Annotated in this window: 15 protein-coding genes and 2 rRNA genes; 8 read left to right on the top strand and 9 right to left on the bottom strand. The window is 48.5% G+C overall.

All coding sequences use genetic code 11. The features are described 5' to 3' along the window. Positions 1–70: 70 nt before the first annotated feature. The 3 genes from EJE48_RS09015 to EJE48_RS09005 are packed head-to-tail and all read right to left on the bottom strand — an operon-like array spanning position 71 to position 5853. The gene (locus tag EJE48_RS09015; protein WP_160117343.1) at positions 71–1624 is read right to left on the bottom strand and encodes an S-layer homology domain-containing protein; all 1554 of its coding nucleotides are present in this window, start codon (positions 1622–1624) and stop codon (positions 71–73) included. 15 nt (positions 1625–1639) lie between these two features. Beyond that, entirely contained in the window at positions 1640–3868 is a 2229-nt protein-coding gene (locus EJE48_RS09010; protein ID WP_016408096.1) for a DNA gyrase subunit A, read from the bottom strand. A gap of 11 nt (positions 3869–3879) precedes the next feature. After that, the gene (locus tag EJE48_RS09005; RefSeq protein ID WP_118582421.1) at positions 3880–5853 is read right to left on the bottom strand and encodes a DNA gyrase/topoisomerase IV subunit B; all 1974 of its coding nucleotides are present in this window, start codon (positions 5851–5853) and stop codon (positions 3880–3882) included. 260 nt (positions 5854–6113) lie between these two features. Here EJE48_RS09005 and EJE48_RS09000 point away from each other — a divergent pair, with 260 nt between their 5' ends. Together EJE48_RS09000 and EJE48_RS08995 are read left to right on the top strand one after the other, a co-directional pair. Then, a complete protein-coding gene (locus tag EJE48_RS09000) occupies positions 6114–8024 on the top strand; it encodes an LTA synthase family protein (protein ID WP_118582424.1) in 1911 nt (636 codons plus the stop codon). A gap of 193 nt (positions 8025–8217) precedes the next feature. Beyond that, complete coding sequence (locus EJE48_RS08995) at positions 8218–9576, top strand: MATE family efflux transporter (protein WP_118582427.1); 1359 nt, start codon at positions 8218–8220, stop codon at positions 9574–9576. A 139-nt stretch (positions 9577–9715) separates the two neighbouring features. Here EJE48_RS08995 and EJE48_RS08990 read toward each other — a convergent pair whose 3' ends face one another. Further along, complete coding sequence (locus EJE48_RS08990) at positions 9716–10909, bottom strand: ATP-grasp domain-containing protein (protein ID WP_118582430.1); 1194 nt, start codon at positions 10907–10909, stop codon at positions 9716–9718. A 38-nt stretch (positions 10910–10947) separates the two neighbouring features. Beyond that, a complete protein-coding gene (locus tag EJE48_RS08985) occupies positions 10948–11706 on the bottom strand; it encodes an alpha/beta hydrolase (protein ID WP_016408091.1) in 759 nt (252 codons plus the stop codon). A 362-nt stretch (positions 11707–12068) separates the two neighbouring features. On the opposite strand from EJE48_RS08985, the gene EJE48_RS08980 reads away from it, so the two are divergent. The 3 genes from EJE48_RS08980 to EJE48_RS08970 are packed head-to-tail and all read left to right on the top strand — an operon-like array spanning position 12069 to position 16456. Further along, positions 12069–13463, top strand: a complete 1395-nt coding sequence (locus EJE48_RS08980) for a beta/alpha barrel domain-containing protein (RefSeq protein ID WP_408608194.1) — start codon at positions 12069–12071, stop codon at positions 13461–13463. A gap of 58 nt (positions 13464–13521) precedes the next feature. Beyond that, positions 13522–15456 carry an aconitate hydratase gene (locus EJE48_RS08975; RefSeq protein ID WP_118582436.1) on the top strand — a complete coding sequence of 645 codons (1935 nt, stop codon included), beginning with the start codon at positions 13522–13524 and terminating at the stop codon, positions 15454–15456. A 1-nt stretch (position 15457) separates the two neighbouring features. Beyond that, entirely contained in the window at positions 15458–16456 is a 999-nt protein-coding gene (locus EJE48_RS08970; RefSeq protein ID WP_016408088.1) for an isocitrate/isopropylmalate dehydrogenase family protein, read from the top strand. A 127-nt stretch (positions 16457–16583) separates the two neighbouring features. Here the strand turns inward: EJE48_RS08970 and alr are convergent, their stop codons facing one another. Continuing rightward, positions 16584–17777 (bottom strand): alanine racemase, encoded by a 1194-nt coding sequence (gene alr / locus EJE48_RS08965; protein ID WP_016408087.1) that lies wholly within the window; start codon positions 17775–17777, stop codon positions 16584–16586. 204 nt (positions 17778–17981) lie between these two features. Further along, positions 17982–19919, bottom strand: a complete 1938-nt coding sequence (locus tag EJE48_RS08960; RefSeq protein WP_118582439.1) for an oxidoreductase — start codon at positions 19917–19919, stop codon at positions 17982–17984. Positions 19920–20094: 175 nt separating this feature from the next. On the opposite strand from EJE48_RS08960, the gene EJE48_RS08955 reads away from it, so the two are divergent. Genes EJE48_RS08955 through EJE48_RS08945 form a run of 3 tightly spaced genes read left to right on the top strand, consistent with a single transcriptional unit; the run spans position 20095 to position 23909 of the window. Further along, the gene (locus EJE48_RS08955) at positions 20095–20928 is read left to right on the top strand and encodes a Cof-type HAD-IIB family hydrolase (protein ID WP_118582442.1); all 834 of its coding nucleotides are present in this window, start codon (positions 20095–20097) and stop codon (positions 20926–20928) included. 12 nt (positions 20929–20940) lie between these two features. Then, complete coding sequence (locus EJE48_RS08950; protein WP_118582445.1) at positions 20941–22497, top strand: ABC-F family ATP-binding cassette domain-containing protein; 1557 nt, start codon at positions 20941–20943, stop codon at positions 22495–22497. Between the two features lie 44 nt (positions 22498–22541). Next, positions 22542–23909 (top strand): NAD(P)/FAD-dependent oxidoreductase, encoded by a 1368-nt coding sequence (locus EJE48_RS08945; protein WP_118582448.1) that lies wholly within the window; start codon positions 22542–22544, stop codon positions 23907–23909. Positions 23910–24038: 129 nt separating this feature from the next. Here the strand turns inward: EJE48_RS08945 and rrf are convergent. Continuing rightward, positions 24039–24156: ribosomal RNA gene (gene rrf, locus EJE48_RS08940) — 5S ribosomal RNA — on the bottom strand. A gap of 69 nt (positions 24157–24225) precedes the next feature. Further along, positions 24226–26894: ribosomal RNA gene (locus EJE48_RS08935) — 23S ribosomal RNA — on the bottom strand; the annotation flags it as partial.

Raw genomic sequence — 26894 nt, 5'->3', positions numbered from 1 at the left:
CTGCATGGGAAAATTCTCCCGTGCAAGGCTTTTTTTCTGTTCTGTATACTTTTTTCTTTTATTCCATTTTTTACTGACCGCAAAGGTCAACCGTTACATAAAGCTCCTTGGATTTTGCAGAAATCCCCACGCCTGCCTCCTGCATGGTGCCGTCTGTCAGGCTGTTCTCCTTCGCAGCGGTACGCATCCATTCCTGATAAATCTGCACCACATCGCCGCGCTGCTTGGCAATGGTTTCGGATGCCGTGCGGAAGGCTTTGCCCTTCGCCAGAATCCGACTGAAGGGTGTCGAGTCGTCAGAGCCGGTATAGTCGAAATATCCCTTCGCCGTCATATCCTCGGAATGTGCTCTTGCTACGCCCCCCAGCTTACTGTCTGCCGTAAGCAGGGACAGACCCTTTTCCAGACGACACACCTGAATCAAATCAAGCAGCTCCGCTTCCATGGCTTCTCTTGTGGTATACTGCAAGGTGCTCTGGTAATCCTTTGTCTGGGCAAAGCTCTTTTCCTGCAAAAGCACACCACAGATTTTCCCCTCATAATCCAGAGGAACATGCACCTCGGAATTGGCATTGTATACAATACCGCTGTGCTCTAAGCTGCTGACGTGGGAAAGATTCTTAATATTCGCCGCAATGCCCTTGCCGCTTGTACCGTTATAGGTAAAATCTGTGCCCGGCACAAAAATTTCGACAATTTTCCCATCCTGCATCGTTGCAAAGAAATAATTCTGATACTTGTTGAGATAAACATATCTCTCTAAGCCATACACAGAATCGTCAATGCGGTCGGGTTCGCCCCAGACAGCCTTCAGCTCTGCCGCCGTCCAGCCGAGACAAACCTTTTTTTCGCCGACAGTAACCGTTTCTGTTGTCGCCGCATCCGTCACCTTCACTTCCTCTGTCTTGGTGTCCGCTTTCGTGTCCGTTTTGGTGTCCACTTTTGTGTCATTTTGGGTGTCCACTCTGTCCACCTTGTCCACCTTTGGTTCGGTAATTTCCACCTTGCCGCCGGTCTGCTCCTCAATATAGCGATATGCCTTCACGAAGGAAACCACAGCCTCCTGCACCGTCATTTCGCGGAAGGGATGATATCCGCCATCCTGATAGCCCGCAAGAATCCCAATGCCATACAGCTGGTCGATATATTTATTGGAGGAAGCAAACAGCTCTGCGGTATCGTTGAAGGGATTTTTCTTTGCCTTCTCCGTTAAATCCACGCCGCAGGTTTTCATCACGCGCGCCACCATAATTGCCATCTGCTCGCGGGTCAGCGTGCTGTTCGGCTCAAAAATACCGGGGTCTGTGCCGCCGATAATACCCAGCTCATACGCCGCTGTCACATCTGCATCATCGCAGTCTGTAAAGGGCGTTTTACCTGCCGCTTTCCATTCCTTTCCGGTGATTACATTCAGAAAACGCATCACCATCTTGCAGAAATCCTTTCTCGTCATGGGCGATTTTGCCTTCTGCAAATCCGCCTCCGTCAGAAGTCCCTGCTGATAGGCAAATTCGATGGAAGGCTTTGCCCATTTGCCTGCATTCGTCGCAACGGCGGCAAAGGAAGGCACTGCGGCGGAAAGGCTCAGCATCCCTGCAAGAAGAATTGCCATAAACCGTTTCATACTCGTCATCCTTTCTTATTCCCCCAACGCCATCTGCCCGGGCAGATGATTGGTGGTTTTATCCTTTTCCTGTATAAAATGTCCCGTGGTGGGAATTTTTTTCGTGCGATAATATTCGTATTCCTCTGTTTCAAATTCTGCCTTGGCAAACACCGCGGTAACTGCACTGTTTTTCTTGAGTGTAAAGACCTGCACGCCGCCGGCGTTCTTTGTGGCACTCAGCGGAATCAACTCTGTATTCAAGAGCGTTGCCTTATCCGCATTGCGCATCAGCATAAAATCTGCTTCCTCCGCGATTTTCGCCATCCGCACTAGCTCTGCCCTTGCGGAATAGGCATTGACCAGCTTGCGGCGATTTGTTTTGGTTTCATAGGCGGAAAGCGGCACCTTCGCCGCCTTGCCGTTTGCAAAGAAAAACACCATCTGACCGCTGTAATCCGCTGTTGCAGTCATGTAAATAATGGTTTCCCCTGCGTCAAGCTGCAAGAGATTCGGGAGATAATCCCCCAATGCACTCGCCTTGGCATCCGCCACATCCGAGGCTTTCAGCTTATACACATTCTGCTGATTGGAGAAAAACAGCAGATCCATACGGTTTGCGCCCTCCTGCTCCATCAGAAGAACGTCCTCCTCCTTCAGCTTCTGCTCCCCTGCCATACGCAGAGATGCCTGACTGATTTTCTTGAAATAATTCTCCTTCGTCAGGAAGAAGGTTACAGGGTAATCCTCGATGAAGTCCTCCTTGGAAAGCACCGTCACATCATCCTCATGGATGATTTCGGTTTTTCTGGGCTTGCCGTATTTTTTTGCCACATTGCGCAACTGCTTACAGATGATATTTTTGATTTTTGCATCCGAGCGAAGTGTTTCATGCAGACCTTTGATTTCCTTTTCCAGTGCATCCAGCTCTGCAATGCGTTTCAGGATATATTCCTTATTGATGTTGCGCAGCTTAATCTCCGCGATATATTCCGCCTGCACCTCGTCAATTTCAAAGCCTGCCATCAAATTCGGCACAACCATTTTTTCCTCCTCGGTGCCACGGATAATGGCAATCGCCTTATCAATATCCATCAGGATTTTGGAAAGCCCTTCGAGCAGATGATATTTTTCGGATTTCTTCTGAATATCAAATGCAAGCTGTCTGCGGATGGAATCCATGCGGAAGTCCGTCCAGTGCTTCAAAATTTCGCCCACGCCAAGTGTCATGGGCTTGCCATGAATCAGCACATTAAAATTACAGCTGAAGCTATCCGACAAGGGTGTCATGGCGAACAGCTTGTGCATCAGCAGTTCTACATTCGTGCCGCGCTTGAGGTCAATCGTGATTTTCAGACCGTTTCTGTCTGATTCATCGCGCACATCGGTGATATCCTTGATTTTCCCTGCCTTAACCAATGCGATGATTTTATCCACAATGGCTTCGATATTGGTGGTATAGGGAATTTCATAGACCTCGATACAGTTATCCTTTTTATCATAACGATATTTTGCACGCAGCTTCACACTGCCACGTCCCGTTTTATAAATCTGCTCCAAGTCCTTCCGGCTGTAAATCAATTCGCCGCCGGTGGAAAAATCGGGAGCGGAAAGCACCTCACACAAATCAACCGTATCATCCTTGATATACTGCGCCGTTGCTTCGCACAATTCTGCAAGGTTGAAGCTGCAAATGGAGGATGCCATACCAACCGCAATGCCAAGGTTCGGGTTTGCCAGAATATTAGGGAAGGTGGTCGGCAGAAGCGCCGGCTCCTTCATGCTGCCGTCATAGTTATCAATAAACGAAACCGTGTCCTTGTCAATATCCGCAAAGATTTCCTGACAGATGCTCTCCAGCTTTACCTCGGTATAACGGGAGGCGGCATACGCCATCTCTCTGGAATAGTATTTCCCAAAATTCCCCTCAGAATCCACAAAAGGCACCAAAAGCGCTTCATTATCCTTTGTCAGACGCACCATGGTTTCATAAATCGCACTGTCCCCATGGGGGTTCAGCTTCATGGTCTGCCCTACCACATTGGCAGATTTGGTTCTGTCCCCCTTCAGAAGCCCCATCAGATACATGGTATACAAAAGCTTTCTATGGGAGGGCTTGAAGCCGTCAATCTCAGGAATGGCACGGGAAACAATGACACTCATGGCGTAGGGCATATAATTCAGCTCAAGCGTATCGGTAATGCGCTGCTCCTGTATGAAATTATCGTGATATTCTTTTTTCGTTGTTGTTTTTTTCTTTGCCATACATCCACCTCTTAGCTGAGGTCAATCATATCCAGATATTTATGACCTTCCTCTGCAATGTGTTCCTTTCTGCCGGAAAGATTTTCCCCAAGCAGGAGTTCAAAAATCGCCTGTGTGCGCTCCGCTTCATCGGGCGTAACCAGAATGAGCCTGCGCGTTTCGGGGTTCATGGTGGTTTCCCACATCATATCTGCGGCATTTTCACCCAAGCCCTTGGAGCGTTTGATTTTCACCTTGCCCTTCAGCTTGGCGGTGATTTTTGCCTTTTCGCTGTCGGTATAGGCGAAATATTTATCCTTGCCATGGCGGATTTCATATAACGGCGATTCCGCAATATAGACCTTTTTTTCGTAAATCAGCGTCGGTACAAGGCGGTAGAGCATCGTCAAAAGGAGGGTGCGTATCTGGAAGCCGTCCACATCCGCATCGGTGCAGAGAATAACCTTGCTCCAACGAAGCTGCGCCAGATCAAAGGAATTCAGCCCCTTATCATGCTTGGATTTCACCTCAACGCCACAGCCAAGCACCTTCAATAGGTCAATGATGATGTCGCTATTGAAAATCTTATTATAATCTGCCTTCAAGCAGTTCAAAATCTTTCCTCGGATTGGCATAATCGCCTGAAAATCCGCATCTCTGCCCTGCTTACAGGAGCCAAGCGCGGAATCGCCCTCCACGATATAGATTTCTCTGCGGGAGACATCCTTTGTACGGCAGTTTACAAATTTTTCCACACGGTTATTCATATCCAGACTGCCCGTCAGCTTTTTGCGGATATTCACACGGGTATTTTCCGCCGTTTCACGGCTTCTTTTATTCGCAAGCACCTGTGCCGCAATCTTATCGGCATCCATTTTATTTTCAATGAAATAAATCTCCAGCTGTCGGCGGAAGAACTCCGTCATGGCCTCCTGAATGAATTTATTCGTAATGGATTTTTTCGTCTGGTTTTCGTAGCTTGTTACGGTGGAGAAGGAATTGATGACCAGAATCAGGCTTTCCTCCACATCCGCAAAGGTGATCTTCTTTTCATCCTTTTTATATAAGCTATTGCTTTTCAGATATTTATCAATCGCAAAGACAAAAGCATTGCGCACCGCCTTATCGGGGGAGCCACCGTATTCCAGAAAGCTGGAATTATGGTAATATTCCAGTACATTCACATGATTATTGAAGCAGAACGCCGCTTCAAATTTCAGGCGATATTCGGGCTTATCCTCTCTGTCGCGTCCCTTGGTTTCGGTCTGGAGATAATGCACAGCGGTCAGTCCATTTTCGCCGTTCAGCTCCGCAAGATAATCGCGAATCCCATTTTCATAGCAATATTGGAAGGTTTCGCCGCTTTCCTCATCATATAATTCAAACAAAAGCCCTGCGTTCACAACCGCCTGCTTTTTCAGCACATCCTGAAAATAGGAAAGGGGAATATGAATTTCGGTAAAAACATCTCTATCGGGCCGCCATGTAATCTGCGTGCCGGTGGGGTGCTTTTCCACCGCCTCCTTCATCAGACCGCCGATATTTTCACCCTTTTCAAAATGCAGCTGATAGCACATGCCGTCGCGGTAAATCACCGCCTCCATAAATTCGGAGGCATACTGCGTTGCACAGGTGCCCAGACCGTTCAGACCCAAGCTGAATTCATAGTTTTCTCCTGTATTATTCTGATATTTGCCGCCTGCGTACAGCTCACAGAACACCAGCTCCCAGTTGAAGCAATCCTCCTTGGGGTTATAATCCACAGGAATCCCCCTGCCATGATCGCGCACGAGAATGGAATCATCCTTGAAACGGGTAATCTCAATCTTTTTGCCGTAGCCCTCTCGCGCCTCATCAATGGAGTTAGAAAGGATTTCAAAAAAGGCATGCTCGCACCCATCCAGACCGTCCGAGCCGAAGATAACCCCAGGGCGCAGGCGGACGCGTTCCGCCCCCTTCAGGGAAGTGATGCTTTCATTATTATAATTGGAATCTTGCTTTTTCATGGTGCCACCTCTCGTTCTCTGCCGAAATCTGCATGCAAATAAATGCACAGTTACGGCACTATTTTTTACTTTACAGGACGAAACATCCCCTGTCAAGCGAACAGGCAGAATTTTCTTTATCGTGTGCCTTCCTAAGACGAAATCAGGCGTTTGGCTTATTTCACAATTTTACTTCTTCAATTTCTTGAAAACGCGTGAAAATCGTGTTAAAATATCCATTTAGAAATTCAATCAATCTACACAAAAGAGGTTTTGCAAACATGAAAAAATTACGAGAAATTCGTACAAAAATAGATGCGTATATACAAACGCATAAGCCTGCCGCCTTCATCATGTGGCTGCTGGTGCTGCTGTTTCCCCTCTGGCTGAGCCTGAGCGGCAACGCCATTTCCTTTCTTTCCGGGGAGGACGGCGCGGCGGTGTTGCTGCGCACGCTTTTAACGGAAAATTACGGGGCGTTCCTGTTAGGGATGCTTCTGATTTATCTTTTCTTCGGGGCGATGGTCTGCCTCTGGAAACACGTTCCCCTGGCAGCACTTTTGACAGGCTTAATATTTACGATTATGCCGACGGTTGATTTCCTGAAAACAGAAATCCTCAAGGAGCATTTTCTTCCTTGGGATATGCTGCTGGCAAAAAATGCAGACAGCTTCACCACATTTCTTTCTGCGCTGAAAATCCCCACACCGTTATGGTGGCTCTGGGGCGGCACAGTGGCATATCTTACGGTGCTTGCGATTCTGCGTCCGACACTTCCAATCGCATGGAAAAAACGCGTGCTTGGTGCGCCGATTCTATTGGGGTGTCTGTATCTTTGCACCATGAACGGCACCGTACGAGCCGATTACAGCCTGTTGGGGCTTTCCTCCGAGGCACCGACCGACCAGACAAAAAACTACACCGAAAACGGCTTTCTGACCGCTTTTGTGCTAAACCTTTCTTCCTTAAACATGGGTGACCCGGATAATTACAGTGAGAGATATCTGGAAAAGGCATTTGCACAATATCAACCGGACGAAGCTAGCGGCGCAGATTTTCAGAATCCCGATGTCATTGTGATTCTTTCGGAATCCTTCTGGGACCCTACCACGCTGAAAAACGTGAGCTTTACAGAGGACCCGATTCCCAATTACCGCAGGATTCTTGCGGAAAACCACGGCGGCAGCATGGTTTCCTGCACCTTCGGCGGCGGCACGGTGCGTCCCGAATTTGAGATTCTGACCGGCATGACTACAAGTATGCTGCCCTCCGGCAATGTGCCGTATCAGCAGTATGTATTCAACAATATTTATTCCTATGCACGCGAATTTAAGAATCAGGGCTATGATACCATTGGGATTCATACCTATCAGAAGGAATTTTATGAACGTGACCGCGCCTATCCCCTGCTTGGCTTTGATGAAATGCTGGGGGAATATGATTTACACGCAGAGCAGCATTTCAACAGCGGTCCCTTCCTGACAGATGAAAGCCTTGTGGAGGAAATCATGTATCAGCTGGAGCAGCCGCATGAAAAAGGCGTTTTCATTCAGGGCATTACCATGGAAAACCATGGGCTGTATCTGAATAAATTTGACCCCTCCGAATGGAATATTGATTTTACCTCCGATACGCTTTCGGAGGAGGAAAGCAACCTGCTGCACAATTACTGCAAGGGCGTTTCCGATTCGGATGCACAGCTTGGCAGATTGTATGAGTACGTGATGAACAGAGAAAAGCCGACCGTTGTGCTTTGGTATGGCGACCACCTGCCGACGCTGGGGAACGATTTCGGTGTTTATGCCTCCACCGGCACAATCACCTCCACCACTGCCGCAAACTGGACAGAGGAAGAAAAATATCAGATGTTCTCCACGCCCTATGTTGTATTCAGCAATTACGATACAGGGCACGAATACCGCGCAGACGGCACACCCGTTTCGCCGTATCTGCTGACAGCACTGATGTATGATTACATCGGCGCACCGGAAACACTGCGGAGCAATTTCCTTCTGGATTTATATGCGCATTGCCCTGTTATCAGCCCGTATTACAATCTTTATTCCGAGGGCTGTGATGAGGAAACGAGAAACAAATATATCAAGCTGCATGAGCTGCTGACGTATGATGATTTGATGGGAGAACAATATCTGACGAAAAAACTTTTACCACAGGAGCAAAAGCAGGAATAAAAACAGAAAATTAAGAACCTTCTGATTAAATACAAAATCGGAAGGCTCTTTTTCTTTTGAACCCTGTTTTTGGCAAAAACTCTTGACTCTGCAATAGTTGTAGCGTTTAATGTAAACATATAAATTTTATGTATTTTTACAAAAGCATATACCATATACAAAAGATTTTTTAAAGCAACGAAAGGAGTTCCCTATGGAAAGAAACCTTACCACCGGCAGTGTCGGTAAAAATATACTCATATTCTCCCTGCCCTATCTGCTTTCTTATTTCTTACAGACGCTTTACGGCATGGCGGATTTATTCATCATCGGGCAATTTGACGGGGTTGCTAGCACAACCGCCGTTTCCATCGGCTCGCAGGTGATGCACATGCTGACCGTTATGCTCGTAGGGCTTGCGATGGGAACAACCGTCAGCATTGCGCGCGCAGTGGGCGGCAGAAACCATAAGCAGATTTCAGAAAACGTCGGCAACACTGTGACGCTCTTTTTTGGGCTTTCCATTGTGCTGACGGTCGTGCTGCTGCTTCTGGTGCGCCCGATTGTCGGTGTAATGTCCACCCCTGCGGAGGCGGTAGACGGCACAGTTGCATATCTGACCATTTGCTTTCTGGGGATTCCCTTTATTACGGCATATAACATCATCAGCTCCATTTTCCGTGGCATGGGTGACAGCAAAAGCCCGATGTATTTCATTGCAATTGCGTGCGCGGCAAATATCGCACTGGATTATCTTTTCATTGGCGCGCTTGACTTCGGTCCTGCCGGTGCGGCACTCGGCACAACCCTTGCGCAGACCATCAGTGTAGCGGTTTCTCTGTTTATGATTCTGAGGCGGAAAAGCATTTCTCTTTCCAAGGGGGACTTCCATCCGCGCCGCCCTGTTGTGGGGCAGATTTTGCAGATTGGTGTACCTGTTGCCCTGCAGGACGGGCTAATTCAGATTGCGTTTATCGTGATTACGATTATTGCAAACCGCAGAGGGCTGAACGATGCTGCGGCAGTCGGGATTGTAGAAAAAATCATCGGGTTTGTGTTCCTTGTCCCCTCTTCCATGCTTTCCACCGTTTCGGCACTGGGGGCGCAGAACATCGGGGCAGGCAAGCCGGAACGCGCTGTACAGACCCTACGCTATGCCATCTGCATTACCGTTGGCTTCGGGCTTTGCGTCTGCATCGGGGTACAGCTCTGCGCGGAACAGCTTGTCGCACTCTTTACCGACCGACAGGCGGCAGGCGGCGCAGAGGTCATTCGCTTCGGCGGACAATACCTGCGCAGCTATATCCTCGACTGCGTTTTTGCAGGGATTCATTTTAGCTTCAGCGGCTATTTCTGCGCCTGCGGCAAGTCGGTTCTTTCCTTCCTGCACAACATCAGTTCGGTTTTGCTTGTGCGTGTACCGGGGTCCTATCTTGCTTCCATGCTCTTCCCCGATACGCTGTTCCCGATGGGGCTGGCTTCGGCAGGCGGTTCTCTGCTTTCCGTAATGCTCTGCATCCTTTTCTATCTGAAATTTTGCCGAGGGAAAAATCCGGCAGCAGAGAGCGCATGAGGTTCATGGAAATTCTATGAAAAATTTCTGATGGAGATTTCCATTCCTGTCAGATGAATTTCCGAATAAACAACAAAAACGCCGTATCAGAGAACAATCTTCTCTCACGGCGTTTTTTATTTATGCGTATCAAAAAATTTTACACCAATGCCGAGACTGCGGCAAAAAATGCTTCTACCTCCGCCATTTCGGGGAAGGTTGCCATATAGAACTGATTGCCCATGGCAACACTCAGCGCATCCGGCAGGCGACCGGACATACGGACAGCATCCCCATAGTGCGAGAGGATTTCTTCGTGGCTGAGCTGATACTGCTTGCCATCCCTTCTGCCGACATAGGCGCAGAACGCATGCGCTCCCTCCGACTTTGTGGAGCGGTCGAAGGCAATCATATCCGCCCAGATTTTATAGACATCCGTACTGTTTGCATAGTCCATCATATCGGGACCAAAGCCGCCGCAGGGACGCATATTGACCTCAAGCGCCATAATTTCGCCCCTCCTGCCTAATCCCTTCTGGTCCTGACGCAGACGGAAAAATTCAAAATGCACAAAGCGGCTTTTCACGCCAAAGGCTTTCACCGTGGCGCGCCCTGCCCGTTTGGTGTCCTCAGGCAAATCCTTCACGATATAGAATTTGCAGTCATCGCTTTGGTTGACCATATCCATGATGGAGCCGGGGGTTACGTTGCCCGTTTCAAAAAGAATATTCCCCTTGGAATCAATAATGGCATCATAGGAGCAGACCTCACCATTGACAAACTCCTCCATGATATAGACAACCCCTTCGTGACGCTGCTTATAGAACGCCGCAAGCTCCTCGTCATTCGTAATCTTGAAATTATGGGAGGCACCCACGCCGTTATCCGGCTTTGCCACAACGGGATAGCCGGCCTCGGCAACAAAGCGGCGGCAGTCCTCCATGCTTTCCACAAGGGTATAGCGCGCGACTGCAAGCCCTGCCTCTCTGTATGCTTCCTTCATTTTGGATTTATATTTCATCCGCGGCATATCCTGCACCTGAAAGCCTGTGGTAATATTGAAATCCGTCCGCAGCTTAGCATCCTGCTCCAGCCAGTATTCGTTATTGCTTTCCAGCCAGTCAATCCGCCCGTATTTAAAGGCAAAAAAGGCAACCGCACGATAGACCTCATCATAATTTTCCAGACTGCCAACCTTGTAATATTCGTGCAGGCTGTTTTTCACATTCTCATCCAGCTGCTCATACGGTTCATCGCCAATGCCCAGTACGCGCATGCCGTTTTCCTTCAGCTCTTTACAGAATTTCCAATAATTTGTTGGGAAATTCGGGGAAAGAAATACAAAATTTTTCATAGAACATCCCTCCTGTTATCTTTTGTTCGGATTACGCCTTATTCAAACAGCGTTTTCATAAAAAACGGAATCTGCTTTTCCCAGCTTGCTTCGCAGTGTGTTCCCCGCGGAACAATACGACTATTGAGCAGAACACGCTTTTCTATCAGCAATGCACTGACTTCCGCAAAGAGACTGCGGCTGTGCGGATGATCGGCAAATTCCAGTGCGCCGTAATCCATATAAAGCACAGTATTTCGTTTCACTCTGGCATGCCGAATCATCGCCTTGACCTTTTCCGCATCAATCCAGAGTGAAGGCGAGAGTGCCGCACCGCGCGAAAAGACCTCCGGATACGCCAGAAGCCCATAAAGTGTCATAAGTCCTCCCATAGAGGAGCCTGCCAGAAAGGTATGCCTGCGGTCTGCCTTGGTGCGGTACTGGGTATCTACTGTCCGCTTGAGAACATGGACAATCCAATCCATAGTGATATCCCCGTTGCCTATAATTCCGCCCGTTTCCTCTGTGGTAAACGAAAAAGGGGCATATTCCTTTAGTCTGCCATAATCAGGCGCGCGGCTCGATTCCAGCGCAACCACCATCAGCTTTCTGCCGCTTTTCTGCAAATACTGCTCCATCCCCCAGCTTTTGCCGTAGGTAGCATCTTCATCATAAAAAACATTATGCCCATCAAACATGTATAAAACAGGATACTGTCGCTTGGGCTTCTCGTAATATTCATCGGGCAGGTAGATATAAACCCTCCGCCGCTCCATGCCATGCTCCCCGGGTGCCCAAACGGGAAATCGCTCAATCATACGCCTCACTCCTATCTTTTCTGAGTATAGCACAGGTCTCCCTATTTTTCACGCAAAATCAACGACCTTCTTGCAAAAACAGAAAATCTATCATAATTTATCTATAGAATTTCCGAATTATTTTCTAGGACAAAAACTAATATATCGAAATAATTTATTGTTTTCTATAGAAAAAATTTTATTATATTTTTTAAAAAACCTTGTAAATTCAAATAAAACCTGATTTTTAATCATTTTGTCACATATTCAATTTTTTTATCGTTTTCTCTTGACAGACGGCACTATGATTGATATATTCTATAAATATAAAATATCACGCAAAGCACTTGTTTTTGTATGATAAACAAATCCAGATAGAAGGAGTGAGAACTTTGATCACTTATAACGACAAAACCAATCTCTTGGAACTCAGGCGCTATAAATACAGCCTTCAGGATATTCCTGAGCCTAACCTGTATCGTGATAACTACAGCTATGACGAAGTGCCGAAGGTTACGTTCAACTACCGTCAGGTACCCATGAATGTGCCTGAGAAAATCTGGCTGACAGATACCACCTTCCGTGATGGGCAGCAGTCTCGCGCTCCCTATACGGCAAAGCAGATCGCAACGCTGTATGATATGCTGCACCGCTTAGGCGGCCCCAAGGGCAAAATCAGACAGTGCGAATTTTTCCTGTACAGCGAAAATGACCGCAGGGCGATCGAAGCATGCCGCGAGCTGGGCTATGAATTCCCCGAAATCACAGGATGGATTCGTGCCACTAAGGAGGACTTCAAGCTGGTCAAGGAAATGGGGATGCCCGAATGTGGGATTCTGGTTTCCTGCTCCGACTATCATATTTTCAATAAGCTGCACAAAACCAGAAAGCAGGCAATCGACGGCTATCTGGAAATTGTAGAGGCTGCTCTGGATATGGGCATTACCCCTCGCTGCCATTTTGAGGATGTCACAAGAGCCGATTTCTATGGCTGCGTGGTTCCCTTTGCAACGGAGCTGAAAAAGCTGATGGATAAATATCAGCTGCCCGTAAAAATCCGCTTCTGTGATACGATGGGCTACGGCGTGCCTTACCCCGGTGCTACCCTGCCCCGTTCTGTCGGCGGTATCATTTATGGTGTAAACCACTTTGCGCAGATCCCTTCCGAATTACTGGAATGGCATGGGCATAACGATTTCTATAAGGCGGTTGTCAATTCCACAACGGCATGGCTGTATGGCTGCTCCTCCGTAAACTGCTCTCTCTTAGGCATCGGAGAACGCACAGGCAACACCCCTCTCGAAGCAATGGTAATGGAATATGCTTCCCTGAGAGGAACATTAGATGGCATGGACCCTACTGTCATTACGGAAATCGCAGAATTTTATGAAAAAGAGCTTGGCTATAAAATCCCCTCTCGCACCCCCTTCGTCGGGCGTGACTTTAATGTAACCAGAGCCGGTATTCACGCAGACGGCGTTGCGAAGGATGAGGAAATTTATAACATCTTCAATACAGCAAAGCTGCTGAACCGCCCCCTCAGCGTAGAGGTCAACAAAAACTCCGGTCTTGCCGGCGTTGCATACTGGCTGAACCAGACATTGCATCTGGAGGGCGAAAGCAAAATCAGCAAGAATGACCCTCGCACTGCTATCCTCAAGGAATGGGTAGATAAGCAGTACAGCGACGGACGTATGACCTTCATCAGTGAGGAAGAGATGGAGGCAGCCACATGCGCGCTTCTGCCGGAGCTGGCAAAGCAGGCAGGGCTTCTGTAAGAAGGATTTGTTAAAAAAATAAAATTTCATCAAACAGTTTTCTTAGGAGGAAGAGAATATGGGAATGAATATTACCGAAAAACTGATTAAAAACCATCTGGTATCCGGTGAAATGGTGGCAGGGAAGGAAATCGCCATCAAAATCGACCAGACACTGACACAGGACTCCACAGGTACCATGGCGTATCTGCAGTTTGAAGCCATTGGGATTCCCCGTGTCAAAACAGAGAAATCTGTTGCTTACATCGACCACAACACCCTGCAGACAGGCTTTGAAAACGCAGATGACCATAAATATATCCAGACAGTGACAAGCAAGCATGGGATTTATTTCTCCAAGCCCGGCAACGGCATCTGTCATCAGGTGCATCTGGAGCGCTTCGGCAAGCCCGGCAAAACCCTGCTTGGCTCTGACAGCCACACCCCTACAGGCGGCGGCATCGGGATGCTTGCGATTGGCGCAGGCGGTCTGGATGTAGCCGTTGCAATGGGCGGCGGTGCGTATTATCTGGCTATGCCCAAGGTTTGCCGTGTGAACCTGACAGGCAAGCTTTCCCCCTGGGTAACCGCGAAGGACGTTATTCTTGAGGTACTGCGCCGCCTGTCCGTTAAAGGCGGTGTCGGCAAGGTGATGGAATACGCAGGTGAAGGCGTAAAGACGCTTTCCGTTCCCCAGAGAGCAACCATCACAAACATGGGCGCAGAGCTGGGCGCAACTACATCCGTATTCCCTTCTGACGAGGTGACAAAGAAATTCCTTGACGCGCAGGGACGCGGCGAGGATTGGATAGAGCTTTCCGCTGACGCAGATGCAACCTATGATGAGGAAGTAACGATTGCTCTGGATGAAATCGCACCTCTGGTTGCCTGCCCTCATTCCCCCGATAATATCAAGCAGGTAAAGGATGTTGCAGGTCTGAAGGTGGATCAGGTTGCAATCGGCTCCTGCACCAATTCCTCTTATACCGATATGATGACGGTTGCGGCACTCTTAAAAGGAAAATCCGTTCATCCCGATGTCAGTCTGGTTATCGCGCCCGGCTCCAAGCAGGTTATGAATATGCTGGCGGCAAACGGCGCACTAGCAGATATTATTTCCGCAGGCGCGCGTATTCTGGAATGTGGCTGTGGCCCCTGCATCGGCATGGGGCAGGCTCCTGCAACGAATGCGGTTTCCCTGCGTACCATCAACAGAAACTTTGAAGGCAGAAGCGGGACAAAATCCGCGCAGGTTTATATCGTCAGCCCCGAAACAGCGGTTGCATCCGCACTGGCAGGCGTTGTAACAGATCCCCATACACTGGGAGAAGCCCCTCTGGTTTCCATGCCTGCGCATTTCATGGTAAACGATAACCTCATCATTCCTCCTGCACCTGAAGGCGAATGTGTGAAGGTTGTCAGAGGCCCGAATATTCAGCCCTTCCCCAAGAATACAAAGGTACCCAAGGAAATCAAGGGCGGCGCGCTGATTAAGGTAGAGGACAACATCACAACAGACCACATTATGCCCTCCAATGCGAAGCTTCTGCCCTTCCGTTCCAACGTACCCTATCTGGCAGATTACTGCCTGACCCCCTGTGATCCTGAGTTCCCCGCAAGAGCGAAGGCGGCAGGCGGCGGCTTTATCATCGCAGGGCAGAACTACGGGCAGGGCTCCAGCCGCGAGCATGCAGCACTGGCTCCCCTGCAGCTTGGCGTAAAGGGTGTCATCGCAAAATCCTTCGCGCGTATCCACATGGCAAACCTGATTAACAACGGTATCCTGCCTCTGGTATTCGTAAACGAATGGGACTATGACAACATTCGCCTTGGGGACGAATTTGTCATCAAATATGCCGCAGACCAGATCAAAGGCGCAGTAGAGGGACAGAACGTAATGGTAACACTGGTGCGTACCGGCGAAGAAATTCCCACAAGACTGAATATTTCCGCAAGACAGTGCGACATTCTGCTCGCAGGCGGTCTGCTGAACTATACAAAGGAGGCAAAATAATATGGCACATAAAGTAACTCTTATCCCCGGGGACGGCAGCGGCCCTGAGGTTGTTGCGGCAGCGAAGCGCGTTGTAGAGGCAACCGGCGTTGCCATTGAATGGGATGAAATGGAAGCAGGCGCAGCCATGATCGAAAAATACGGCACACCCCTGCCCGACCATGTCATTGATTCCATCCGCAAGAACGGCGTTGCGCTGAAAGGGCCTATTACGACCCCTGTCGGCAAGGGCTTCCGCAGCGTAAACGTAGCACTGCGCAAAACCTTTGACCTTTATGCAAACGTACGCCCTGCCAAAACCTACCCCGGCGTAATCACAAGATATGATCATATCGACCTTGTTATCGTGCGCGAAAATACAGAAGACCTGTATGCAGGGATTGAGCACATGGTTGGCGAAGATGCGGCGGAAAGCATTAAGCTGATTACCAGAAAGGGCTGCGAGCGCATCTGCCGTTACGCCTTTGAATATGCCGTAAGAGAAGGAAGAAAAAAAGTAACAGCCGTACATAAGGCAAACATTATGAAATGCACCGATGGTCTGTTTCTGGATGTAGCAAGAGAGATTGCAAAGGAATATCCGCAAATCGAATTTACAGACAGCATTGTCGATGCCATGTGTATGCGTTTGGTAATGCACCCTGAGGAATATGATGTACTGGTTTGCCCGAACCTTTACGGCGATATCGTTTCCGACCTGTGTGCAGGTCTGGTTGGCGGCTTGGGCTTAACCCCCAGCGCAAATATCGGCAAGGACGGTGCAATTTTCGAGCCAATCCACGGCTCTGCCCCCGATATTGCAGGACAGCACAAAATCAACCCGACTGCCTGCATCCTTTCCGCTTCCCTGATGCTGGCACATCTGGGCGAGGCAAAGGCGGCAGCGGCAATCGAAAAAGCCGTAACCGATGTCATTTCCGAAGGGAAAACACTGACGCAGGATATGGGCGGCACCGCAAGCACCGAGGAATTTGCGGACGCAGTGATTGCAAAGCTGTAAGCCTACAGCTTTATCAGACAAAAAAATTGACATCCCGTCTTTACGATGGGATGTCTTTTTTCAGCCGAAAAATCTTTCAACTCAAAAAAGGAGCGGCAAAGCCACTCCTCTTTTATTTCAATTTTTCTTATCTGTACTGATGCAGAACATGGTCTACGATACCAACGATTTCGCCGTTTTCTTTATAAACACGGGGAACACGTTTTGTCAATACGCAGGGCAGTTCATAGTTGATTGTGCCAAGGATTGCAGCCATATCGTCAAATGTGAAGTGTTTATCGCCATCTGTACCAACAACGATAACTTCATCCCCCATTTTTGCTTCGGGAATATCTGTAACGTCAATCATCAGCTGGTCCATGCAGACACGACCAACAACGGGTGCATATTTACCATGAACAATCATTTTAGCCTTGTTGGACAATGCTCTGTTGTAACCATCTGCATAGCCAATAGGGATGGTAGCAATTCTTCTGTCTGTTTCTGCTGTATAGGTTCTGCCGTAGGAAAGCTGAGAGCCTGCAGGAACATGCTTTACCAGACCGATTGTGGATTTTACTGTCATCAAAGGCTTCAAATCAATCATGCCTTCGCATTCGCTAGAGGGCAGCATACCGTATGTAATGATACCGGAACGGCACATATCAATATGTCTTTCGGGATAAGCGATTGTGGTTGCGCTGTTTGCACAGTGGCGGAGACCAACATGTACGCCTGCATCCTGCAAAGCTGTTACCATTTTATCGAAGCGAGCAAACTGCATTCTTGTGAAATCGGGGTTATCACCTGTGTAGGAGTCAGCAACTGCATGGTGTGTAAAGATACCTGTAATCTTTACGTTGGGCATTTTACTTACTTCAATGATATCCTTCAGGGACTGATCGAAGTCTGCATCATCTGTCTGGAAACCAACACGAGTCATACCTGTATCCAGTTTAATATGACCTTCTACAACAACATTTGCTGCTGCCGCTGCTTCCTGCAGGCTTCTTGCATGTTCAATCCCAACGATTGCGTTTGTGATGCTCTGCTGGCAAAGAATTTCTACGCAGCTTGCGGGTGTATAGCCCAGAACCAGAATGGGTTTTGTGATGCCTTCGTTTCTCAGGCTCATACCTTCTTCGATGTTGGAAACGCCGAACCAGTCGAAGCCGCCTGCCTGCAGCTTGCGTGCTACAAAGCCGTCACCATGACCATACGCATCCGCCTTTACAATACCCATAACCTTATGCTCGGGTTCCATTTTGGATTTGATGCTCTTGATGTTGTAATCCAGTGCATCCAAGTCAATTTCTGCCCATGTTCTTTTGATAAAATCCATAACTTTCCGCTTCCTTTCCAAGAAAAATGGTGATATTTCTCAGCATTTTTTTCATTGCCAACGAGAATGTACTGCGATTTTCCCTAATTCCTTGGCAATTATTTAACACTTGTACTAAATATAGCACAATGTTTTTCTCTTGGCAATATCTGCCGAAAAATATTTCATCAATATCTTAAAAAAATACAATATACACAAATCTTGTCATGCAAGGTACAAATGTGTGTACAATTCATACGCATCCTTGATTGCTGTGCCGCCATCGCCGATTTCATTTGCATCCCCCACAACGGCATAGCTCATCCGCTCATCCATCAGCCACATGGTCAACTCCGTATCCACAACAGGCTCGCCGCCGCCTGCCCAGATAACTGTATCCGCAGAAACAAACAGCGTCATTTCGCCGATTTTGACATACAGCTTGCTGCCGTCCATCAGCGTTGCGGTGGTAGTTGTCAAAAAGCTGACATTCTTTTTCTTCAATTCATTTAACAGCGGACGCGCCATTGCGCCCATGTCCATGCCCATTTTTTCCTTCTGCTCGATAATCTTAATCCCGAATTCCGCTGCACCCTCCGGCAGACGCTGCGTCAGAAATGCTGCCGTTTCCAAACCAACTGCGCCGCCGCCCAGAATTGCCACAGTTCCTTGAAGCATTTCCGCAATTTTTTCTTCCGGCATCTGCAAGATTTCCTGCGCCGTAAAATATTTTTCATCAGACAAGCCTTCAATTGGCTGCTTTTCGGGTTGACTGCCTGTTGCCACAACCGTAAAATACGGTTTTCTTTCCTTAATAAAATCAAGCGTTGCTTCTGTTTCTGTCAAAACGGTAACGCCTAGCTCCGCAAGGGTTGCTTTCATGTAGGCAATATAATCCAGCAGACCCTCCTTTTTCGGAGGTAATGCTGCCAGCCGCAGCTGACCACCAAGCTCCTTTTCCCTGCACAGCAGTGTTGTGACAAAGCCGCGCTCTGCGGATTTTTTCGCCGCTTCCATGCCGGCAGGACCGCCGCCGATGACGATACATTCCTTTCTGGTTGCAATCTTTCTTCTCTGGTGCTCAAAGGCTTCATTCCCTGCTTCGGGGTTGAAGGCGCAGAAAAGCTCCTTCCCCTTCAGCACTGCCGCGATGCACTTATTGCAGCTCTGGCAGGGCAGATAGGGCTTGCCCGCCTGCAAGCGATTGGCAAATGCCGCATCCGCCAGAAATGCCCTTGCCGTACCGCAGAAATCGCAGAGACCCTGCGCCAGAATCCGTTCCGCCGTTTCCGCATCATGAATCCGATTGCAAGCAATCACAGGCACAGAAAGATATTTCTTCAAAGCACCCGCAAACGGCGCATATCCCCCCTTGGAAACATGATAGGAAATCTGCTCCACCGGAGATTCATGCCAGCCGCCCGTTACCGTCACACCATCAATCGTCCCTGCATCCTCTGCCTTTTTGCAGAAACGCAGCGTATCTGTCAGCTCATAGCCGCCCTCTACCATCTGCGCCGCAGAAACCTTTACCAGTATTGGGAAATCCCCTACTGCCGCACGCACTGCCGCCAGAACCTCCAATGGATAGGTCATGCCGTTTTCTGTCTGATAGCCATATACATCCGTTCTCTGATTTGTCAACGGAGAGAAAAATTCCGAAAGCAGATACCCTGCCGATGCGCTCACCTCTACGATATCCGCGCCGATTTCCTTGCACAATGCCGCCGCATTGGCAAACGCCGCCTTTGTTTTGGCTAATTCCTCTGCCGTCATTTCCTGCGGCTCTGTCCTGAAAATAGGCGAAGCCACCGCAGAAGGCGCAAGCAAGGGCTTTTCGCCGTGGTTCTTCGCGCTTTCGTTTCGTCCGCAGTGGAACAGCTGCACAATCAGCCTGCAATCGTGCGCGTGGACGCGTTCCGCAAGTGTCCGCAGGCTTTCCTTCTCTACCGTTTCCGCGTCATACATTCCCTTAAGTGCCCCTGCTTCATTCACAGCAAGCAGCACCGTCACTGCCGCCGCGCCGCCCTTTGCGCGCTCCTCATAGAAGGCATAGTCGCGCTCTGTCAGCGCATTGCCTGTCGCAAAGCCTGTGTGCATGGCAAGCATAATCCAACGATTTTTCAATTCCAACTCTCTCAGCCTAAATGGCGTAAAAACCATGTAAATCCCTCCGTTTCTCCTCCGCTTCTGCTGTTAGCATATCATATCTGCCTGCCTTTTTCCAGAGAAATACAGACAGAACCCTCAAACGAAATTTTCTTTCAAAAAGTCACTTCCTTTTTATTGTAGCGTGTTCCTTTATCTGATAGAATAGATAGAATGGGCAGGTGATACTATGAAATACATAAAGCTGGTTGCCTCCGATCTGGATGGCACCCTTCTCGATAAAAATAAGGAAATTACCCCTCGCTTATATCATGCGTTGGAACAGATGAACGAACAGGGCATTTATTTTGTGCCTGCCACAGGCAGACCCTTCAGCACAGTGCCACAGGCAATCAAGGCACTGCCCTTTCTGCGCTATGTTATCACCAGCAACGGCGCGGCGATTTATGACGCAGTGGAAAAAAAAGCCGTCATTGAAAATAATCTTTCGCCCAATGCAGTCGATGCAGTGATTCCCATTGCCAAGCGTCTGCCTGTCATCACGGAATATTTTATCCATGGCAAGGCGTATATTGCGAAAAGCGTCTATGAAAATCTTTCTCCCTACGGGCTGACGGAAAGCCATGTGCGCTATATTCTGAACAGCCGCACCCCTGTAGAAAATTTCTGGGAGAAAATGCAGAAAAGCCATGCCATTCTGGAAAATATCAATCTGATTTTTCGGGATATGGACTTGCGAAAGCAGGTCTGGGCGGAGCTGCGGGCACTCGGTCTTTGCTCCGTTACCGCATCTACACCGGAAAATATTGAAATCACCTCTCCCCTTGCCACCAAGGCGAAGGCATTGGAAACGCTTTGTGCCCTGCTTGGCATCGAAGCGGAGCATGTGCTTGCCATGGGAGACAGCGATAACGATTTGCCCATGCTGGAATTTGCGGGCATTGGCGTTGCCATGGCAAACAGCGAGGCACACATCAAGGCTGCGGCGGATATGATTGCGGAGGACTGCAATCACTTTGGCGCGGCAAAAATTCTGGAACAATTACTAAAGGAAAGAGCATAAGGAGAACGATACATGAGTATTTTAAATGTAGTAAAGCTCAGCCACGGCTTTGGTGACAGAGCCATCTTCACAGACGTATCCTTCCGCCTTCTGAAGGGGGAGCACGTCGGCTTTGTTGGGGCAAATGGCGAAGGGAAATCCACATTTATGAATATTATCACAGGAAAGCTGATGCCTGATGAGGGCAAAATCGAATGGAGCAAAAATGTCCGTGTGGGCTATTTAGATCAGCATACCGTTCTGGAACAGGGACAGACCATCCGAGACGTTCTGCAATCTGCCTTCGGCTATCTTTTTGACCTTGAGGCGCAGATGAACGCCTACTATGCCGAAATGGCGGAGGCTGACGCAGAGCGCATGGAATTTCTGATGGAGGAAACGGGTAGTATACAGGAAACTCTGGAGCATCATGATTTTTATATCATTGATTCCAAGGTGGACGAAATCGGACGTGCCCTCGGTCTTGCGGATATCGGCATGGACAGAGATGTCACAGAGCTTTCGGGCGGACAGAGAACCAAGGTTTTAATGGGTAAGCTGCTTCTGGAAAAACCGGATATTCTTCTTCTGGATGAGCCGACCAACTATCTGGACGAAAATCATATCGAATGGCTGAAACGCTATCTGATTGAATACGAAAACGCCTTCATCCTTATTTCGCATGATATTCCCTTCCTTAACAGCGTGGTCAATCTGATTTACCATGTAGAAAATGCAGAGCTGACACGCTATGTCGGGGATTATGATAAATTCCAGGAGGTCTATGCCATGAAAAAGGCGCAGCTTGAGGCGGCATATCGTAAGCAGCAGCAGGAAATCGATGACCTAAAGGACTTCGTTGCTCGCAATAAAGCGCGTGTTTCCACAAGAAATATGGCAATGTCCCGTCAGAAAAAGCTGGATAAAATGGACGTCATCGAATTGGCGAAGGAAAAGCCAAAGCCGGAATTCAACTTCAAAGAGGCGCGTGCCGCAGGCAGATACATTTTCCAGACAGAGGATTTGGTGATTGGATATGATAAACCCCTTTCCAGACCTCTCACCCTTTCCATGGAACGCGGACAGAAAATTGCGCTTGTCGGTGCAAACGGGATTGGGAAAACCACTCTGCTGAAAAGCATCCTCGGCGAAATCCCACCTCTCAGCGGCAAAACGGAACTGGGGGATTATCTTTATACCGGCTATTTTGAGCAGGAAAAGAAATACACCGAAAATGTCACCTGTATTGATGAAATCTGGAAGGAATTTCCTTCGTTTACGCAATATGAGGTGCGTTCCGCTCTGGCAAAATGTGGCCTGACCACAAAGCATATCGAAAGCATGGTGAAGGTACTCAGCGGCGGCGAGCAGGCAAAGGTTCGCCTTTGCAAGCTCATCAACAACGAAACCAATGTTCTTCTGCTGGATGAGCCAACCAACCATTTGGATGTGGATGCAAAGGAAGAATTAAAGCGTGCTTTGCAGGCATATAAGGGCAGTATTCTTTTGATTTGTCACGAACCTGAATTTTATCAGGATGTTGTGACTGAGGTATGGAACTGCGAGGATTGGACGACAATCCGGCTATAAATAAGAGAGAATAAAAGATAATGAGAGATAATGGAGGAAAAGGAATGAATTATGATGTCATTATTATCGGCGCAGGTCCCGGTGGTATCTTTGCTGCTTATGAACTGATGCAGCAAAAGCCTACGATGAGGGTTGCTGTTTTCGAGGCAGGTCATGCGCTCGATAAACGCCACTGTCCCATTGATGGGGATAAAATCAAAAGCTGTGTCAGCTGTAAAAGCTGCAGCATCATGAGCGGCTTTGGCGGTGCAGGTGCTTTTTCCGATGGGAAATATAACATCACCAACGATTTTGGCGGTACTTTATATGAATATATCGGCAAAAAACGTGCCTTGGATTTAATGCAGTATGTTGATACCATCAATATGCGTTATGGCGGTGCAGGCACAAAGCTGTATTCCACCGCAGGCACAAGGTTTAAAAAGCTTTGCATCCAAAATGACCTGCACCTTCTGGATGCCTCTGTGCGTCATTTGGGTACGGATATAAACTATATTGTGCTGGAAAATCTTTATGCACATCTAAAGGATAAGGTGGATTTCTTCTTTGATACACCCGTCAATTCCGTTACCGTTCTGGAAAATGGCTATGCGGTAAATTGTGCAGAGGAAAGCTTTTCCTGCGAAAAATGTATCATTTCCGTTGGACGCAGCGGCAGTAAGTGGATGGAACGCATTTGTAATGAACTGGAAATCCCCACAAAATCCAACCGCGTTGATCTTGGTGTGCGCGTGGAACTGCCTGCGGAGGTTTTTTCTCATCTGACCGATGAGCTTTACGAAAGCAAAATCGTATACCGCACCCAGAAATACGGAGATAAGGTGCGTACCTTCTGCATGAACCCCAAGGGTGCTGTTGTAAATGAAAACACAAACGGCATTATCACTGTAAACGGGCATAGCTATGAAGACCCTGCCCTGCAAACAGGTAATACAAACTTCGCTTTGTTGGTTGCCAAGCATTTTTCTGAGCCATTCAAGGATTCCAACGGCTATGGCGAATCCATTGCCCGCCTGAGCAATATGCTGGGCGGCGGTGTAATTGTGCAGCGCTTCGGTGATTTGATTCGTGGTCGTCGTTCCACACCAAAGCGTATAGAGGAATCCTTCGTTACACCTACATTGAATGCAACCCCCGGTGATTTGAGTCTTGTTCTGCCCAAACGCCTGTTGGATGGCATTATCGAAATGATTTATGCACTCGATAAGGTTGCGCCCGGCACAGCAAATGATGATACCCTCCTTTATGGTGTAGAGGTAAAGTTCTATAATATGGAGGTTGCCGTCAATGAACAGCTGATGAGCCGCTATGATGGGCTGTATATCATCGGCGATGGCAGCGGCATCACCCATTCCCTCTCCCACGCATCCGCAAGCGGCGTGCATGTTGCAAGAAATATAGCAGCAAACTAAACAAATCACAATAAAAAAGAAGAAGAAATCCACTTTAATTTAATAAGGAAGGATTTCTTCTTTTTATGCCGATTTTTCTTTAAAAACAGCAAAAAATAGAACCGCATTTGCGATTCTATCTGAATTGGATTCCGGCAACCATCTACTCTCCCAGGCAGCTGCCCACCAAGTACCATCGACCGCCTAGGTCTTAACCGTCGTGTTCGGAATGGGAACGGGTGTGTCCCCTAGGCGCATCATCACCGGAAATCTTTCTTTTATTAAGGTGTTACACCTTCAAAACTGAACACAAGTTGCAAATCTTATCAATCTTTTTTTGGTCAAGCCCTCGATCTATTAGTATTGGTCAGCTGAACATGTTACCATGCTTACACCTCCAACCTATCAACCTCATTATCTTTAAGGGATCTTACTTCCGAAGAATGGGAAATCTTATCTTGAGGGCGGCTTCACGCTTAGATGCCTTCAGCGTTTATCCGTTCCATACATAGCTACCCGGCTGTGCAGTTGGTCTGCAACCGGTACACCAGAGGTACGTCCATCCCGGTCCTCTCGTACTAAGGACAGCTCCTCTCAAATTTCCTGCGCCCACAACGGATAGGGACCGAACTGTCTCACGACGTTCTGAACCCAGCTCGCGTACCGCTTTAATGGGCGAACAGCCCAACCCTTGGGACCTACTTCAGCCCCAGGATGCGATGAGCCGACATCGAGGTGCCAAACCTCCCCGTCGATGTGAACTCTTGGGGGAGATAAGCCTGTTATCCCCAGGGTAGCTTTTATCCGTTGAGCGATGGCATTCCCACTTATTACCACCGGATCACTAAGTCCTACTTTCGTACCTGCTCGAGCCGTCGCTCTCGCAGTCAAGCCACCTTTTGCCTTTACACTCTTTGAATGGTTTCCAATCATTCTGAGGTGACCTTCGAGCGCCTCCGTTACCTTTTAGGAGGCGACCGCCCCAGTCAAACTGCCCGCCTGACATTGTCCCTCATCCGGATTACGGATGCAGGTTAGAAATTCAATGACATAAGAGTGGTATCCCACCGGCGGCTCCACGAAAACTAGCGTTCTCGCTTCTTAGCCTCCCACCTATCCTGTACATATATCATCGAATCCCAGTATCAGGCTGCAGTAAAGCTCCATGGGGTCTTTCCGTCCTGTTGCGGGTAACCAGTATCTTCACTGGTTCTTCAATTTCACCGGGCGTGTTGTCGAGACAGTGCACAAATCATTACGCCTTTCGTGCGGGTCAGAACTTACCTGACAAGGAATTTCGCTACCTTAGGACCGTTATAGTTACGGCCGCCGTTTACTGGGGCTTGAATTCAAAGCTTCGCTTGCGCTGACCTCTCCTTTTAACCTTCCAGCACCGGGCAGGCGTCAGCCCATATACTTCACCTTACGGTTTCGCATAGACCTATGTTTTTGCTAAACAGTTGCTTGTGCCTCTTTTCTGCGGCCTCTTGCGAGGCTCCCCTTATCCCGAAGTTACGGGGTCATTTTGCCGAGTTCCTTAACAACACTTCTCCCGTCGGCCTGTGGATTTTCTCCTCATCTACCTGTGTCGGTTTACGGTACGGGTACACATAACGCAATAGCGGCTTTTCTCGGCAGTGTGGATTCGGAAACTTCCTTACTTTTTTTCAGTCCTCATCACGTTTCACTTACAGGAGACGGATTTGCCTATCTCCCACAGCTTTACGCTTGACCGGGTCTTTCCATTCCCCGGTTTCCCTATCCTCCTGCGTCCCCACAGTTCTGATTATGTGTAGTACAGGAATATCAACCTGTTATCCATCGACTACGACTTTCGTCCTCGCCTTAGGCCCCGACTAACCCTGGGAAGATTAGCTTTACCCAGGAATCCTTAGATATTCGGCCTACATGTTTCTCACATGTATCTCGCTACTCATTCCGGCATTCTCTCTCCTGTTTCGTCCACCATCGCTCTCACTTTGGCTTCGTCCTTGCAGGATGCTCCTCTACCACTCCTTACTTTGTAAGGAATCCGTAGCTTCGGTGTCGTGTTTTAGCCCCGTTACATTTTCGGCGCAGGTTTTCTCGACTAGTGAGCTATTACGCACTCTTTAAATGTATGGCTGCTTCTAAGCCAACATCCTAGTTGTCTATGAAATCCCACATCCTTTTCCACTTAACACGTACTTTGGGACCTTAGCTGTCGGTCTGGGCTCTTTCCCTTTTGTCCACGCGACTTATCTCACGCAGACTGACTCCCGAGGGTATCTTGACGGCATTCTTAGTTTGATATGAGTTGGTAACCTTTTTGGGCCCCGCGTCAGTTCAGTGCTTTACCTCCGTTAGACTCCAGCTCGAGGCTAGCCCTAAAGCTATTTCGAGGAGAACCAGCTATCTCCGAGTTCGATTGGAATTTCTCCGCTATCCACACCTCATCACCACGTTTTTCAACACATGTGTGTTCGGTCCTCCAAAACCTTTTACGGTTCCTTCAACCTGGACATGGATAGGTCACCCGGTTTCGGGTCTACTAATACCAACTCTACGCCCTATTCAGACTTGGTTTCCCTTCGGCTCCGATGCTTCTGACATCTTAACCTCGCTGGCATTAGTAACTCGCCGGACCGTTCTACAAAAAGTACGCCATCAGCCCGTAGGCCTTTGACTGTTTGTAAGCACAAGGTTTCAGGTTCTCTTTCACTCCCCTCCCGGGGTCCTTTTCACCTTTCCTTCACAGTACTGCTTCACTATCGGTCACTAGGGAGTATTTAGGCTTGGGGGGTGGTCCCCCCGGCTTCCCACAAGGTTTCTCGTGTCTCGTGGTACTCTGGATCCTGCTCGCTGCTTCAAGATTTCGTCTACCGGGCTTTCACCGTCTACGGCTGGCTTCCCCAAACCATTCGTCTATCTCTCAGCAATGCTAATTGCAGTCCGCAACCCCGAAGAACCAGGTCCTTCGGTTTGGCCTCTTTCCCGTTCGCTCGCCGCTACTTAGGAAATCGAGTT

It is taken from the genome of Anaerotignum faecicola (genome assembly GCF_003865035.1).
Lineage (GTDB): Bacteria > Bacillota > Clostridia > Lachnospirales > Anaerotignaceae > Anaerotignum_A > Anaerotignum_A faecicola.
This window is presented reverse-complemented; position numbering and strand designations above follow the sequence as displayed.